We start from the raw sequence: 14,672 nt of genomic DNA on the forward strand, positions 1-14,672 counted from the left end.
CACCTCCTCAGGCCACGTTGCGGTGGCCATTGAGCCGTTGTTCCGCCAGATCGTCGGCGGTGGCACTGGTGGACCAGCCGGCCCGTTCCGCTTCGCGGAAGATCTGCGTCAGGGTGGTGCCGACGGCGAGCACCTGCTGGCGGATACGGGTCCGGCCGGCGCCGGCGTGCCCCAGCGCCAGGGCGATCAGGCCGCCGGCATTGGTGACGTAATCCGGCGCATAAAGGATGTCCCGCTGGCGCAGCCGTTCACCGTCCTCGTCCCCGGCCAGTTGATTATTGGCGCTGCCCGCCACCAGCGGCGCGCGCAGCCGGGCAATGGTGTCGCGGTTGAGCACGGCGCCGAGAGCGCAGGGCACGAAGCCGTCGCAGGGCACGTCGTAGATGGCGTCGGCGGGCACGATCCAGGCCCCCAGCCGGGCGGCCAGTTCGCCGGCCCGTTTGGCATCGGCATCGGCCAGGGTGAGGCGGGCGCCGGCCCGGGTCAGCAGCAGTGCCAGGCGGCTGCCCACGTGCCCCACGCCCTGCACGGCGAAGTGCAGGCCGCGCAGGCTGTCCCGGCCCAGCCGCTGGCGCACGCTGGCATCAAGGGCGGCGAACACGCCCAGGGCGGTGAGCGGTGAAGGGTCCAGGCCGTCGCCGCTGTAGCCCCAGACATGACGGGTGGCACGGGCCACCTGGTCCAGATCCTCAAGGCGGGTGCCAGCGTCCACCGCGGTGGTGTAGCGGCCATTGAGGCTGTCCACGGCGCGGCCGAAGGCCCGGTACAGGGCGCCCCGGTCATAGCCGTCCGGCGGTTCCAGAATCACCGCCTTGCCGCCGCCCAGGGGCAGCCCGGCAAGGGCGGCCTTGTAGCTCATGCCTCGGGCCAGGCGGGTGACGTCTTCTAGCGCGGCGTCCTCGTCGTCGTAGCGCAGGCAGCGGCAGCCGCCGACGGCGGGACCCAGTTGGGTGGAGTGAATGGCGATAAGGGCACGCAGCCCGGAGTGCGGATCACGATGCAGGTGCAGCTCGGCAACGTTGGTCCGTTCGAGGTTAGCGAACATGGCAACGCTCTCCTTGTCGTCCCGGGGGCCGGTAAGCCCGCTGTGGGCGGTTCCGGGGCCGGATCACGGCCCCTTTGCTTAAACCATAGCGCGGGTTTGGAGAGGGTGCTTGGATCGATTGGTTATATGGCGGGGAGGGGTTAGCGGGGTTGGGTATTTCGCCAGCGGGCTGGCTCCCACGGATTACGCCACGAAGCCGCCGAGGGAACTTGCCCGCAAGCGAATGGGCCGTACCGATAACATTCGCTTGCAGGGCAAGCTCCTTGTATGTTGCCCCGGAAGATATTGATAGGGTTTAACACGGTTACCGGGGAGGCCGTTCGCTCCTGGAAGCAGCGTGGTCTGACTTCGTCTGTAGAGCGGCTCCCCGCCTCATTGCTCACTCCGAAGGGTATCCCGAAGCCCACCAAGGGACTTCGTATCCACAAGGTCGGTAGTGGCAAGCAGTGCGAGGTCGGGGAACCGGTGCCCATTGTCTCTAATCAATGACCTGGGGTGAAGTGACGTGTCAGTTAATGTGGGCTTGGATATCAGTGCTTACAGCGTGGATGCCGTGATTCGGCAAGGCGACAAGGCCTCTCAGCCCAAGCAGTACAAACAGACCGTGGAGGGGCACGCGGCTCTGATCTCACAGCTGAAGAAGGCCAAGCCGGCCCTGATCGTGATGGAAGCCACGGGCATCTATTATTTCGATCTGGCGGTGGCACTGGCCGACGCGGGCCTGCCGGTCGCGGTGATCAACCCCAAGAGTTTCCGCCATTTCGCTGAGTTGAAGCTGCAGACCAGTAAATCCGACGGCATCGATGCGGATCTGTTGGCCGAATACGGCCAGCGTATGGCCCCGGCGCTGTGGACGCCGCCCGATCAGCAGCACCAGGCGCTGAGAAGCTTGGGACGACAGATCAACCGGCTGGTGGGCAGCCGGGCTCAGGCTAAGAACCGGTTGCATGCTCTGAAGGCCACCCGCTCCACTCCGGCTCTGCTGATCGAGGATGAGCAGGACGGCATCGCCACTCTGGAGAGCCGTATTGAGCGGCTTCGCCAGGCCGCCCTGGAGCTGATGGCCGAGGCTCCCGTACTGCAGCGTCAGTATGAGCATCTGTTGGCGGCCAAGGGTGTTGGAGAGGCGACAGCCTTGTCGGTCCTGGCGGAGTTGTGCGTGCTGCCACGGGATCTGAAGTCCAGTCAGGTCAGTCGGCATGCGGGGTTGGATGTGCGTCAGCACCAGTCTGGAACCAGTGTGAACCGGCCTGGACGCATCAGTAAGGCGGGCAATGTTTACCTACGCTCCGCCTTGTATATGCCGGCGCTATCGGCGGTGCGCTATGATCCCAACGCCAAGGCGTTCTATGAGGCTCTGGTGGCGCGGGGCAAGAAGAAGATCCAGGCTCTGGTAGCGGTGATGCGTAAATACCTCACCGGCCTGTGGGCCTGTTTGAAGACCGATACCCCATTCGATTCATCGCGTTTATTTCAGCCTCAAGGGCTTCAAAACGCTTGATATCGAACAGGGTATCTACAGGCGCCTTGTCGTTACCTCCGTCCAGAACCCACATCTGGCACCTCCGCCGGCATCCCGTTATGCTGCGCGGCTTCAGCGAATGAGGGTGTAGCGGCATGGCGGAACAGTACGACGTGGTGATCATCGGTGCCGGTGCCGCCGGGCTGATGTGCGCCGCCACCGCCGGCTATGGGGGCGCCTCGGTGCTGGTGCTGGATCATGCCAACAAGCCCGGCAAGAAGATTCTCATGTCCGGCGGCGGGCGCTGTAATTTCACCAATCTCAACACCACGCCGGCCCATTTCGTTTCCGCCAATCCGCACTTCTGCAAATCCGCGTTGAGCCGCTATACGCCCTGGCATTTCGTCGAGCTGGTGGAGCGGCACGGCATCGAGTATGTGGAAAAAGCGCCAGGGCAGTTGTTCTGCGCCGACTCCAGTAAAGCGATCGTGGAGATGCTGCTCACCGAATGCGAATGGGCTGGCGCCAGAGTCCGGTTGAACACGACGGTAACGCACATCAATGATCAGCCGGTGGGTAAACCGGGAACGGGGCGAGCGGAAGGAGGCTTCACGCTGCGCACCAACGATGGCGCGGTGCGCGCCAGCAAGCTGATCATCGCCAGTGGCGGGCTTTCCATTCCCACCATGGGGGCAAGCCCGTTCGGGTATAAAGTGGCGGAACAGTTCGGTCTGAACGTGTTGCCGACCCGCGCCGCGCTGGTGCCGTTCACGCTGCAACCCGCGGACAAGGCATGGCTGGCGGAACTCAGCGGCGTCAGCGCCGAGGTTCGCGCGGAAGCCGGGGGCCGGTCTTTCTCCGAGCCCATGTTGATCACGCACCGGGGCTTGTCCGGGCCCGCCATGCTGCAGGTGTCCGCGTTCTGGCAAGCGGGCGCCGACGTTACCGTGGACTGGTTGCCGATGCTGGCGGAGCCTTACGCGGCTCTGCTGGAAGAGCGCAAGCAACATCCCAACGGCACCGTGGAGTGCTGGTTACGCTCGTTCTTTTCCCAGCGTTTGGCGGCGGCTCTGGTGGCGCGGTTCGATTGGCAAGGCCCGCTGCAGCACCAGAGCAACGAACGCCTGGCCAGCATCGCCGCCGTGCTCAAGGGCTGGCGTTTCAAACCCTCCGGCACCGAAGGCTACCGCACCGCCGAAGTTACCCTCGGCGGTGTCGATACCGACGCCGTCTCCTCCAAAACCTTCGACGTCAAAACCGTTCCCGGCCTGTACTTCATCGGCGAAGTGCTCGACGTCACCGGCCAGCTCGGTGGTTTCAACTTCCAGTGGGCCTGGGCCAGCGCGGTGGCGGCGGGAAAGGCAGTTAATAGTGGATAGTGAACAGGGAACAGGGAACAGGGAACAGCGACGCGAGATAGAGCAGAGTGATTGGAAGACAGTGAGGCCGCGCTCAGGAGTTGGGCGCGGCCTCATTGTTTTTAAAGAAAGTGTTTTCAAAGAAAGTACGATGCTTAACGTCAGTGTTGCTAATTTGCAAAACCTCCCTGCAAATCCGCAACGCCGTTTTTTCCCTATTCACTGTTAACTATTCACTATTCCTTGCCTTTTTCACGGTGCTTTCCCGTTCCCCGCCAGATGTTCCAACAGCTGCTCGACTAACTGAACGCGTTCATCGGCGGTTTCCGACGGCAATTGGAAGCGCAGGGTGTGGGCGCCTTCCAGGCGGTAGCGGTTGGGGGCGTTCTGCATCAGTTTGACCACGGTGAGCGGGTCCACCGGGGTGCGTTCGGCGAATTCCAGTTTGCCGCCGGCGGCGTTGGCGTCCACCCGGGTGATGGCCAGCGCTTCCGCCTGTTGCCGCAAAGCGGTGACCTTGAACAGGGTTTTCACCGGTTCCGGCAGCAGGCCGAAACGGTCGATCATTTCCACCTGCAATTCCCGTAACTGGTCGCCGGTTTTGCAGCCGGCGATGCGTTTGTACAGGGTCAGGCGGGTGAACACGTCCGGCAGGTAGTCTTCCGGAATCAGGGCGGGAACCCGCAGGTTGACTTCCGGGCCGCCGGACAGCGGTTTGGCGGTGTCCGGTTGCTCACCACGTTTGAGTGCTTCCACCGCCTGCTCCAGCATTTCCATGTAGAGCGTGAAACCAATGGTTTCCATGTTGCCGTGCTGTTCTTCTCCGAGCAGCTCGCCGGCGCCGCGGATTTCCAGATCCTGGCTGGCGAGCACGAAGCCGGCACCCAGGTCGGTGGCTTGTTCGATGGCTTCCAGCCGTTTCAGCGCGTCCTTGGTCATCGCCTTGGGGGAAGGCGTGACCAGGTAGGCGTAAGCCTGGTGGTGGCTGCGGCCGACCCGTCCCCGCAGTTGGTGCAACTGCGCCAGGCCGAGTTTGTCGGCGCGCTCGATGATGATGGTGTTGGCGCTGGGTACGTCGATGCCGGTTTCAATGATGGTGGTGCACACCAGCACGTTGAAACGGCGATGGTAGAAGTCGCCCATTACCGCTTCCAGTTCCCGTTCGCGCATCTGGCCGTGGGCGATGCCGACCCGAGCGTCCGGCACCAGCGCTTGGATCTGTTCGGCGGCGCGGCTCATGGTGTCGATGTCGTTGTGCAGGTAGTAGACCTGACCGCCACGCAGCAACTCCCGCAGGATGGCTTCCTTGAGGGCGGTGTCGTCCCGTTGCCGCACGAAGGTTTTCACCGACAGGCGCCGCTGCGGCGGCGTGGCGATGATGGAAATGTCGCGCATGCCGCTGAGCGCCATGTTCAGGGTGCGCGGAATCGGTGTGGCGGTGAGGGTGAGGATGTCGCACTCGGCGCGCATTTCCTTGAGCCGCTCTTTGTGGCGCACGCCGAAACGGTGTTCCTCGTCGACAATGATCAGGCCCAGGTCCTTGAAACTGACATTCTCTTGCAGCAACTGGTGGGTGCCGACGACGATATCCACCTTGCCCTCGGCAAGCCGTGTCAGCACCTGGCTTTTGTCCTTGGCGCTGCGGAAACGGGACAGCACTTCGATCTGCACCGGCCAGTCGGCGAAACGGTCGACGAAGGATTCATAGTGCTGCTGGGCGAGCAGGGTGGTGGGGACCAGTACCGCTACCTGGGTGCCGTTCTGGACCGCCACGAAAGCAGCGCGCATGGCCACCTCGGTTTTGCCGAAACCGACATCGCCACAGACCAGGCGGTCCATGGGTTTTTGCCGTTGCATGTCGGCGATCACCGCGTTGATGGCGTTTTCCTGGTCCGGGGTTTCCTCGAACGGAAAACCGCTGGCGAAGCGCTGATAATCCTCTTGCTCCAGCAGGAAAGCCCGGCCTTCGCGGGCTTCGCGGCGGGCATAGGTGTTGAGCAGTTCCGCCGCCACATCGTTGATTTTTTCCGCGGCTTTTTGCCGCGCCTTGCTCCATTGCTCGCTGCCCAGACGATTCAGCGGTGGGTGTTCGCCGCCGCCGTAGCGGCTGATCAGATGCAGCGAGGACACCGGCACATAGAGCTTGTCACCACCGGCGTATTCCAGCAGCAGGAATTCATGGGGCTGATGATCCACGGTCATGTGCACCAGGCCCTGATAGCGGCCGACGCCGTGGTCCAGGTGCACCACCGGGGCGCCAATGGTGAGCTCGCCCAGGGAGCGGACCGCCAGATCCTGGCCGCTGTCCTCGCTGGTGCGGCGCCGCCGCCGTTGCATGATCCGCTCGCCGTACAGTTCGCTTTCGCTGACCACCAGCAAATCGTGGTCCGGCGCGTAAAAGCCGGCGTCCAGCTCGCCCCGGGTCAGATTCCAGCGCTCGGGGGCGTCGAGGAAGTCCCGCCAGCCTTCTTTCAGTGCCGGCTGGATCGAGACCTTTTGCATCAGATCGAGCAGTGCCTCGCGGCGCCCGGCGGTTTCCGCGACCACCAGGATGCGGGTGTCCGGGTGAGCATCGGAGAAGGTATGCAAGGGCGCCAGTACATTGCCGCTGCGCGGGTCGGCGGCAAGCCGGGGTGAGGGCGCCAGGTTGAACGTCAGCGCCTGTTCGGAGTCGCGCACCCGGGCCCGGGGCAGGGTTTTCCAGGCGCCGGCCAACTCGTCCGGGCGCAGGAACAGGCTGTGCGGCGGCAGCACCGGCCGGCGGATGTCGTGGCGGCGGGATTCATAGCGCTGATTGACTTCGTCCCAGAAGTGGTTGGCGGCCTCTTCGCATTCGGCCAGTTCCACCACCCGGGCGTTGGCCGGCAGATAGTCGAACAAAGTGGCCAGTTGCTCGAAGAACAGCGGCAGGTAGTACTCCAGCCCCGGGCTGGCGATGCCTTCGGACACTTCTTCATAGAGCGGGACTTTTCTTGGCTCCACGTCGAAGGTTTCCCGGAAGGCACCGCGGAAATGGCGGATGCCGTCCTGACTGAGCGGGTACTCCGCCGCCGGCAGCAGATTGATTTCCTGGACCTGGCCGGTGGAGCGCTGGCTCTCCGGGTCGAACAGACGCAGGGATTCGATGTCCTGGTCGAACAGTTCCACCCGGAACGGTTGTGTCGCGCCCATGGGGAAGATATCCATGATGGCGCCCCGCACGGCGAACTCGCCGTGTTCGTAGACGTTGTCGCGCTGCCGGTAGCCGCAGGCCACCAACTGCTGGCGGGTGGCTTCCATGTCGAAGGTGTCGTTGACCTTGAGCTGGAAATGATTGCCATTGATATGGATCGGCGGCGCCAGCCGCTGCATCAGCGTGTTCACCGGCACCACCAGGACGCCACCGCGGGCCTGACCGAGCCAGTGCAGCGCCTGGATGCGGTCGCTGACAATGTCCTGGTGGGGACTGAACAGATCGTAGGGCAGGGTTTCCCAGTCCGGAAACAGCCGCACCGGCACTTCCCGGTCCGCCAGATAAAAGGACAGGGAATCCGCCAGTTGCTGGGCACGGTTGCTGGACGGCGCGGCCACCAGCAGCAGGCCCTCATCACGGCGGGCCAGTTCCGCCAGTACCGCCGCCAGACCGCCGGCGCCGGGATCGCGCCAGTCGCGGTAGTGTTCACGTCCGGTGGAAAACAGGGAAGAATCGGGTAACAGGGTCATCAAAGGTCTCCAGCGCGGGCGCATTGTAGCAGGGGCAGGGGGGTCGGACGAAGCCACTGAGGGAGCTTGCCTGCAAGCGAATTGGGTTCCTGGACCAAAAGATTCGTTTGCGGGCAAGCTCCCTCAGCGGCTTCGGAGCCCTTTCGGTGGGAAGAACGGTCGGCGTGCCAGCGAATCACGGAGCGAAGCGATCCGCGGGCGCGACGCTTTTGCTTTAGAGCCTGGCCTGCGTTTGCGGTACTATTGCGCGCCTATGCGCGCACCACAGCTGGGGAGAACTATGAGAGAGTCCGTCGCGGAACTAATGAACCGGTTTACCCTGGAACGGTTGGAGGACAACCTGTTCCGTGGTCAGACCGAGGCCAATGGCCAGCGCAGTATTTTCGGTGGCCTGGTGGCCGGCCAGGCGTTGCTGGCGGCGTCCATGACAGTGTCGGAGGACCGCCCGGCCCACTCCCTGCATGCCTATTTCCTGCGGCCCGGGGATATCCGCGTGCCGGTGATCTATGACGTGGACCGGATCCGTGACGGCAAGAGCTTCACCACCCGCCGGGTCAACGCGATCCAGCACGGCCGGCCGATCTTCAGCCTGTCCGCGTCGTTCCAGGTGGAGGAAGAGGGCGGCCGGCACCAGAATACCATGCCGGACGTGCCGGAGCCGGACAGCCTGGAAAGCGATGAAAGTGCCCGCATGCGGGTGGTGGAGCAGATTCCGGAGCAGTTCCGTGGTGCTTTCCTGCGTGAACGGCCGGTGGAGTTTCGGCCGGTGACCCCCAAGGACCTGTTCGCGCCGGAAAGCCGGGAGCCGCTCAAACGCTTCTGGTTCCGGGTCAGCGACAGGGTCACCGCCGATCGTATGACCCAGCGGGCGCTGCTCGCCTATTGTTCTGATTTCGGTTTCATGGGCACGGCCATGCAGCCCCACGGCATGACCTTCTGGCAGAGCGATATCCAGTGCGCCAGCATCGACCATGCCATGTGGTTTTACGATGATTTCCAGGTGGACGACTGGCTGCTTTATGACTGCCAGAGCCCCGGCGCCGCCGGTGCCCGGGGGCTGACTTTCGGCGCCATCTACCGTCAGGACGGCACTCTGGTGGCATCGGTGGCCCAGGAAGGGCTGATGCGGCTGCGGCCCAGCGCCAAGCCAGTGTAGAAAGCCCGGGGGCAGAGCGCGTGGCGGGTGGATAAACCCCCGCGTTGGCGCTATTATGCGCGCCCCCAGGAACCCAATTGAGAGGGGCTCATCCGTGAACAAACTGGAAGACCACTTCGGACGATGGAAAAACCGTGAGGAAATCGCCGAGGCGATGATTCCGATGATCGGTCGGCTGTACCGGGAAAAGAACGTGACCACCACGGTCTATAGCCGTTCCCTGGTTAACAAGTCCGTTATCCAGATTCTCAAGACCCACCGTTTTGTTAAGCAGATTGAAGACGGCCTGTCCGACAGCGGTCTGTCCGTGGTGGATTCGTTCCCCATCCTCCAGGAAGCGGTCAAGCTGGACCTGGGCCCCTGCCGTCTGGACATCGGCAAGCTGGCGGTTGAGTACAAAAACGACAATCGCGGCCTGTCGGTGGAAGACTTCGTCCGTGAAGCGCTCTCCGAGGCAGTGGAAAACAAGGCCAAACTGGCCGGCAGTACCGATGTGGTGCTGTACGGGTTCGGCCGTATCGGCCGTATTCTCGCCCGCCTGCTGATCGAGAAAGCCGGCTCCGGCGATGGCCTGCGCCTGAAGGCGATCGTGGTGCGTGAGTCCGGCAAGGGCGATCTGCAGAAGCGCGCCAGCCTGCTGCGCCGTGATTCCGTGCACGGCCCGTTCGCCGGCACCATCGCCGTGGATGAGGAAGACAACGCCCTCATCGCCAACGGCAACTACATCAAGGTGATCTACTCCAACGATCCGGCGTCCGTCGACTACACCCAGTACGGTATCGAGAACGCCGTGTTGATCGACAACACCGGCAAATGGCGTGACGAGGAAGGCCTGTCCCAGCATCTGCAATGTCCGGGCATTGCCCGTGTGATGTTGACGGCGCCGGGCAAAGGCAACCTCAAGAACATCGTGCACGGCGTCAACAACGACATGATCGACGATGGTGACAAGATCATCTCCGCCGCCAGTTGCACCACCAACGCCATCGTGCCGCCGCTGAAGGCCATCGAGGACAAGTTCGGCATTGAATACGGCCACGTGGAAACGGTGCATTCCTACACCAACGACCAGAACCTGCTGGATAATTTCCACAAAGGGCCTCGTCGTGGCCGCGCCGCGCCGCTGAACATGGTGCTGACCGAAACCGGTGCCGCCACCGCCGCGGCCAAGGCGCTGCCGTCCCTGAATGGCAAGCTGACCGGCAACTCCATTCGCGTTCCCACCCCGAACGTGTCCATGGCGATCCTGAACCTGACCCTGGAGAAGGAAACCAGCCTGGAGGAGATGAACGAATACCTGCGCTGGGTGAGTCTGCACTCTCCGCTGCAGCGCCAGGTGGATTTCGTCAGCAGCCCGGACGCGGTATCCACCGACTTCGTCGGCTCCCGTCATGCCTCCGTCATCGACGCCGAGGCCACCATCGTCAACGGCCGCCACTGCGTGCTGTACGTGTGGTATGACAACGAGTTCGGCTACAGCTGCCAGGTGCTGCGGATTCTGCAGCAGATCTCCGGGGTGGAATACCCGGTGTATCCGGCGGAATAAGTCAGGCACGGAAAGCCCGCTTTAGCGGGCTTTTTTTCGTCCGTTCCCGAATTCGCCGGTATCGGCGTAAAACGGGGCGGGAAAGCGATCGGGAAGCGATACGGGACCATCGGAGGGGCTTGCCTCTCTGGCATACTTTTCATGTGGTCATTATAATGTCGCGCGCCGGCCGACGGGCCGGGCCCTTGAATCCTCATTCACGGGTGATCCTGACGCTATTACCGGTTATTGCGCGAATTCCCCCATCCGCTGCCTGTGCAGTGCTTCCGAGGAAGGCGCAGCCCGACATCAGCAACACGCAACGTGGGCGAGACACTATGATCAAAATCAAGAAGGGACTGGACCTGCCCATCGCCGGCGCGCCGCGCCAGGCGATAGAGGAAGGCCACCAGGTCCGTTCTGTCGCCGTGCTCGGCGGCGACTACGTGGGCATGAAACCCACTATGGAAGTCCGCGAAGGGGACCAAGTCAAGAAAGGTCAGCTGATCTTCACGGACAAAAAAACCGACGGCGTGAAATACACCGCGCCGGCCGGAGGCAAGGTGGTCGCCATCAATCGCGGCCACAAGCGCGTCCTGCAGTCCGTGGTCATCGAAGTGGCCGACCAGGAAGAAGAGGTGACCTTCACCACTTATCAGCCGGACCAACTGGCTTCCCTGGATCGTGAAACCGTGGTGACCCAACTGGTGGATTCCGGTGAGTGGACGTTGTTGCGTGCTCGCCCCTTTGGCAAGGTGCCGGCACCGGAGAGCGTGCCGAATTCCATTTTCGTCACCGCCATCGACACCAATCCGTTGTGTCAGGATCCGTCCCTGGTGATCCAGGAGAACGAACAGAGCTTCCGTCACGGGCTGACCGTGTTGTCCCGTCTCACCGAAGGGCCGGTTTGGGTGTGCAAGGCGGCCAAGTCCACGCTGCCGTCCTTCGCCCAGGGCCAGATCCGTGAAGAAAGCTTCGCTGGCAAGCACCCCGCCGGCAATGCCGGGACCCATATTCATTTCCTCGATCCGGTCAGCTTGAACAAACAGGTCTGGGCCGTGGGCTACCAGGAAGTGATCGCCATCGGCAAGCTGTTCACCGAAGGCCGTATCAGCAGCGAGCGGGTGGTGGCTCTGGCCGGCCCGCAGGTGAAAACGCCGCGCCTGCTGCGTACCCGTGTGGGCGCGCAGAGCGACGATTTCTGCCGTGGCGAGCTGAAAGACGGGGAAAACCGGGTGATCTCCGGTTCCGTGTTCAATGGCCACCACGCCCGCGGTCCGGTGGCGTACCTGGGCCGTCTGTGTAACCAGGTCACCGTGCTGCGTGAAGGGCATGAGCGCGACCTGCTGGGTTACATCTCCCCGGGTGCCAATCGCTTCTCGGTGATGAACATCTACCTCTCCAGGCTGATGCCGGGCAAGCGCTTCAACTTCACCACCACCACCAACGGCAGTGAGCGCGCCATGGTGCCGATCGGCGCCTACGAGGAAGTGATGCCGCTGGATATTCTGCCGACCCAGCTGCTGCGCGCGCTGGCGGTGGGCGATACCGACAGCGCCACCGCCCTGGGCGCGCTGGAACTGGTGGAAGAGGATCTGGCCCTGTGTACCTTCGTATGCCCCGGCAAATACGAGTACGGCCCGATCCTCCGCGACAACCTGACCACCATTGAAGTGGAGAGCTGATATGGGTCTGCGGAATTACCTTGATACCAAAGTCGCCCCCCACTTCCACGAGGGTGGCAAGCTGCAGAAGTACTACGTCTTCTATGAGATGTTCGACACCATGCTGTACAGCCCGGACTCGGTGACCCGGTCCGCGGCCCACGTACGTGACGGTATCGATCTCAAGCGCATTATGATGACGGTCTGGTTCGCCACTTTCCCGGCGATCCTGTTCGGTCTGTACAACACTGGCTTTCAGGCCAACCTGCAAATCACCGAGTTCGGTTTCGACCCGATTCCGGGTTGGCGTACCGAGCTGGTGGCGGCGCTCACCGGCTTCAGCCAGGAGAACTTCTGGGCCAATATGGTTCACGGCCTGGTCTACTATGTGCCGATCCTGATCGCCGTCTATCTGACCGGTTTCTTCTGGGAAGCCCTGTTCGCCTGGAAACGCGGCCATGAAGTGAACGAAGGCTTCTTCGTCACCGGTATCCTGTTCACCTTGATTCTGCCGCCGGCGATTCCGCTCTGGCAGGTGGTGCTGGGTGTGTCCTTCGGCGTGGTCATCGGCAAGGAAGTGTTCGGTGGTACCGGCAAGAACTTCCTCAACCCGGCGCTGGTGGGCCGGGCGTTCCTGTACTTCGCCTATCCGGCGCAAATGTCCGGTGACGCCATCTGGACCGCGGTGGACAACTTCTCCGGCGCCACCCCGCTGTCGCTGGCCGCCAGCGGCAATCTGGACTTTTCCGCCGGTCTTGCCCAGAACGCGCTGATCGGCGCCGATGCCGGCCAGAGCCTGAGCTGGATGAACACCTTCCTGGGCGGCATCCAGGGCAGCATCGGCGAGACCTCGCTGATCGCCATCGGTCTGGGCGCGGTCTTCCTGCTGTTCACCAAGATCGCCTCCTGGCGGATCATGCTGGGCGTGTTGCTGGGCATGGCGGCGATGAGCACCGTGTTCAACCTGATCGGCAGCGACACCAACCCGATGTTCGCCATGCCCTGGTACTGGCACCTGACGGTGGGCGGTCTTGCCTTCGGTCTGGTGTTCATGGCCACCGACCCGGTATCGGCCGCCATGACCAATACCGGCAAACTGATCTTTGGCATCGTCATCGGTGTGATGACCGTGCTGATCCGGGTGGTCAACCCGGCCTTCCCGGAAGGCATCATGTTGGCGATCCTGTTCGGCAACCTGTGCGCGCCGTTGATTGATTATTTCGTTACCCAGGCGAACGTGCGTCGTCGCCTGCGTCGGACCGGGGGAGTAGCGTAATGGCTGGAAATAGCGAAAGTGTAGGCAGAACGCTGCTGGTCGCCCTGTTGGTCTGTCTGGTGTGCGCGGTGGTGGTGTCCACCGCCGCCGTGTCACTGCGGCCGGTGCAGCAGAAGAACCAGGTGCTCGACCGCCAGGTGAACATTCTCCAGGCCGCCGGGCTGTATCAGCCGGGCATGGACGTGCAGAAGGCGTTCGATACCATTGAGCGCAAATTCGTCGACCTGGAAACCGGCGAGTACGTGGACAAGCCGGAGTCCTACGATCCGCTGAAGGCGGCCAAGGATCCGGCGGAAAGCGAGCGTTTGAGCGCTGATCAGGACATCGCCAGCATCAAACGGCAGGAGAACGTGTCCGAGGTGTATCTGGCCCGGGACGACAACGGCAACCTCAGCCGTATCATCCTGCCGGTGCGCGGCTACGGCCTCTGGTCCACTCTGTATGGCTTCCTGGCTCTGGAGGCGGACGCCGAGACCATCTCCGGCCTGGGCTTCTATCAACACGGTGAAACCCCGGGTCTGGGCGGTGAAGTGGACAACCCGGCCTGGAAGGGCCTGTGGCCAGGCAAAAAACTGCACGACGACAGCGGTGACGTGGCCATTCAGGTGGTCAAGGGCACCGTCGATTCCGGCACCGCCGGAGCCGAACACAAGGTGGACGGCCTCGCCGGTGCCACCCTGACCAGCAAGGGCGTCAACAATCTGGTGCGTTTCTGGGTAGGGGAAGACGGGTTCGGTCCGTATCTGGATCGCATGAAAGCGGCCGATGACGGCGCCGGTTCCGCCGCCGTCCAGGCCGACAACGGAGGAGAAGCGTAATGGCGGAGAAAACCAAGGACATTCTGTTTGGTCCGATTTTCGACAATAACCCCATCGCGCTGCAGATCCTGGGTATCTGCTCCGCCCTGGCGGTAACCAGTAATCTGAACACCACGCTGACCATGTGCATCGCACTGACGGCGGTGACGGCGTTCTCCAACTTTTTCGTCAGCTGTATCCGTAATCAGATTCCGGGCAGCATCCGCATGATCGTGCAGATGACCATCATCGCCTCACTGGTGATCGTGGTGGATCAGTTCCTGCGCGCCTACGCCTACAGCATTTCCAAGCAGCTGTCGGTGTTCGTGGGCCTGATCATCACCAACTGTATCGTCATGGGCCGGGTGGAAGCCTTCGCCATGAAGAACCCGCCGATCCCGTCCTTCCTGGACGGTGTTGGTAATGGCCTGGGTTACTCAGTGATCCTGCTGGGTCTCGGTTTCACCCGTGAGCTGCTGGGTTCCGGCAGCCTGTTCGGCTACCAGATTCTGGAGCGCACCGTGGACGGCGGCTGGTACAACACCAACGGCCTGATGCTGCTGCCGCCGAGCGCCTTCTTCCTGATCGGCCTGTTCATCTGGGCGATTCGCGTCTGGAAGCCGGAGCAGGTGGAAGAGGACGTCTTCAAGATGAAGCCGCACACCCGCACCAGCGACGCGTTCTGAA

At 62.7% G+C, this 14,672-nt stretch carries 10 protein-coding genes; 8 read left to right on the forward strand and 2 right to left on the reverse strand.

Annotated features, from left to right (window positions below):
• Positions 1-7: 7 nt before the first annotated feature.
• Positions 8-1,045, reverse strand: a complete 1,038-nt coding sequence (locus RYH70_RS08820; protein ID WP_317010088.1) for a Leu/Phe/Val dehydrogenase — start codon at positions 1,043-1,045, stop codon at positions 8-10.
• A gap of 505 nt (positions 1,046-1,550) precedes the next feature.
• Here RYH70_RS08820 and RYH70_RS08825 point away from each other — a divergent pair.
• Positions 1,551-2,546: an IS110 family RNA-guided transposase gene (locus RYH70_RS08825; protein ID WP_080530207.1), complete on the forward strand. Its 996-nt coding sequence runs from the start codon at positions 1,551-1,553 to the stop codon at positions 2,544-2,546.
• A 116-nt stretch (positions 2,547-2,662) separates the two neighbouring features.
• Positions 2,663-3,886 (forward strand): BaiN/RdsA family NAD(P)/FAD-dependent oxidoreductase, encoded by a 1,224-nt coding sequence (locus RYH70_RS08830; protein WP_317010089.1) that lies wholly within the window; start codon positions 2,663-2,665, stop codon positions 3,884-3,886.
• Between the two features lie 231 nt (positions 3,887-4,117).
• On the opposite strand, the gene mfd is transcribed toward RYH70_RS08830, so the two are convergent.
• Entirely contained in the window at positions 4,118-7,567 is a 3,450-nt protein-coding gene (mfd, locus tag RYH70_RS08835; protein ID WP_317010090.1) for a transcription-repair coupling factor, read from the reverse strand.
• A gap of 280 nt (positions 7,568-7,847) precedes the next feature.
• Between mfd and tesB the strand changes: the two genes are divergently transcribed.
• The 6 genes from tesB (at position 7,848) to RYH70_RS08865 (ending at position 14,671) form a co-directional block, all read left to right on the forward strand.
• Positions 7,848-8,723 (forward strand): acyl-CoA thioesterase II, encoded by an 876-nt coding sequence (gene tesB / locus RYH70_RS08840; protein WP_026949983.1) that lies wholly within the window; start codon positions 7,848-7,850, stop codon positions 8,721-8,723.
• 94 nt (positions 8,724-8,817) lie between these two features.
• On the forward strand, positions 8,818-10,269 hold the full coding sequence (locus RYH70_RS08845) for a glyceraldehyde-3-phosphate dehydrogenase (protein ID WP_022994458.1): 1,452 nt from the start codon (positions 8,818-8,820) through the stop codon (positions 10,267-10,269).
• A gap of 317 nt (positions 10,270-10,586) precedes the next feature.
• Entirely contained in the window at positions 10,587-11,933 is a 1,347-nt protein-coding gene (locus RYH70_RS08850; protein ID WP_284455454.1) for a Na(+)-translocating NADH-quinone reductase subunit A, read from the forward strand.
• 1 nt (position 11,934) lies between these two features.
• Complete coding sequence (locus RYH70_RS08855; RefSeq protein WP_022994460.1) at positions 11,935-13,188, forward strand: NADH:ubiquinone reductase (Na(+)-transporting) subunit B; 1,254 nt, start codon at positions 11,935-11,937, stop codon at positions 13,186-13,188.
• On the forward strand, positions 13,188-14,006 hold the full coding sequence (locus RYH70_RS08860; RefSeq protein ID WP_022994461.1) for a Na(+)-translocating NADH-quinone reductase subunit C: 819 nt from the start codon (positions 13,188-13,190) through the stop codon (positions 14,004-14,006). The genes RYH70_RS08855 and RYH70_RS08860 overlap by 1 nt, the downstream gene beginning before the upstream one ends.
• Positions 14,006-14,671 carry an NADH:ubiquinone reductase (Na(+)-transporting) subunit D gene (locus RYH70_RS08865; RefSeq protein WP_055100753.1) on the forward strand — a complete coding sequence of 222 codons (666 nt, stop codon included), beginning with the start codon at positions 14,006-14,008 and terminating at the stop codon, positions 14,669-14,671. Before RYH70_RS08860 ends, RYH70_RS08865 begins: the two co-directional genes overlap by 1 nt.
• The last annotated feature ends 1 nt before the right edge of the window (position 14,672 follow it).

Origin of the sequence: Alloalcanivorax xenomutans, assembly GCF_032810065.1 — a bacterium.
GTDB classification, from domain to species: Bacteria; Pseudomonadota; Gammaproteobacteria; order Pseudomonadales; family Alcanivoracaceae; genus Alloalcanivorax; species Alloalcanivorax xenomutans.